This window comes from Cytobacillus firmus DS1, from assembly GCF_000565285.1.
Lineage (GTDB): Bacteria > Bacillota > Bacilli > Bacillales > Cytobacillaceae > Cytobacillus > Cytobacillus firmus_A.
In genome coordinates, this window is the sequence record NZ_APVL01000059.1 from 1 (window position 1) to 1,603 (window position 1,603).

Below are 1,603 nucleotides of genomic sequence, written 5' to 3' on the forward strand. Positions count from 1 at the left end.
CTACAAGTAGTTAGAGCCCGTTAATGGGTGATAGCGTGCCTTTTGTAGAATGAACCGGCGAGTTACGATTACATGCGAGGTTAAGTTGATAAGACGGAGCCGCAGCGAAAGCGAGTCTGAATAGGGCGAATGAGTATGTGGTCGTAGACCCGAAACCAGGTGATCTACCCATGTCCAGGGTGAAGTCCAGGTAACACTGGATGGAGGCCCGAACCCACGCACGTTGAAAAGTGCGGGGATGAGGTGTGGGTAGCGGAGAAATTCCAATCGAACTTGGAGATAGCTGGTTCTCTCCGAAATAGCTTTAGGGCTAGCCTCATGTAGTAAGAGTCTTGGAGGTAGAGCACTGTTTGGACTAGGGGCCCCCATCGGGTTACCGAATTCAGACAAACTCCGAATGCCAAAGACTTATCCATGGGAGTCAGACTGCGAGTGATAAGATCCGTAGTCAAGAGGGAAACAGCCCAGACCACCAGCTAAGGTCCCAAAGTATACGTTAAGTGGAAAAGGATGTGGAGTTGCTTAGACAACCAGGATGTTGGCTTAGAAGCAGCCACCATTTAAAGAGTGCGTAATAGCTCACTGGTCGAGTGACTCCGCGCCGAAAATGTACCGGGGCTAAACGTATCACCGAAGCTGTGGATTGACATCTTCCGATGTCAGTGGTAGGAGAGCGTTCTAAGGGCGTTGAAGCGGGATCGTAAGGACCCGTGGAGCGCTTAGAAGTGAGAATGCCGGTATGAGTAGCGAAAGATGGGTGAGAATCCCATCCACCGAATGCCTAAGGTTTCCTGAGGAAGGCTCGTCCGCTCAGGGTTAGTCGGGACCTAAGCCGAGGCTGAAAAGCGTAGGCGATGGACAACAGGTTGATATTCCTGTACCACCTCTTTACCGTTTGAGCAATGGGGGGACGCAGGAGGATAGGGTAAGCGCGCTGCTGGATTAGCGCGTCCAAGCAGTTAGGCCGGTAACGAGGCAAATCCCGTTACCACACAGGCTGAGCTGTGACGGCGAGGGAAATATAGTACCGAAGTTCCTGATTCCACACTGCCAAGAAAAGCCTCTAGCGAGGGAAAAGGTGCCCGTACCGCAAACCGACACAGGTAGGCGAGGAGAGAATCCTAAGGTGAGCGAGAGAACTCTCGTTAAGGAACTCGGCAAAATGACCCCGTAACTTCGGGAGAAGGGGTGCTCATTAGGGTGAATAGCCCTGATGAGCCGCAGTGAATAGGCCCAGGCGACTGTTTAGCAAAAACACAGGTCTCTGCGAAGCCGCAAGGCGAAGTATAGGGGCTGACGCCTGCCCGGTGCTGGAAGGTTAAGAGGAGAGGTTAGCGCAAGCGAAGCTTTGAATCGAAGCCCCAGTAAACGGCGGCCGTAACTATAACGGTCCTAAGGTAGCGAAATTCCTTGTCGGGTAAGTTCCGACCCGCACGAAAGGCGTAACGATCTGGGCACTGTCTCAACGAGAGACTCGGTGAAATTATAGTACCTGTGAAGATGCAGGTTACCCGCGACAGGACGGAAAGACCCCGTGGAGCTTTACTGTAGCCTGATATTGAATTTTGGTACAGCTTGTACAGGATAGGTAGGAGCCTGAGAA

At 52.3% G+C, this 1,603-nt stretch carries 1 rRNA gene; it reads left to right on the plus strand.

The annotated features are described in order from the left end of the window. Positions 1-1,603, plus strand: a 23S ribosomal RNA gene (locus PBF_RS24645); the annotation flags it as partial.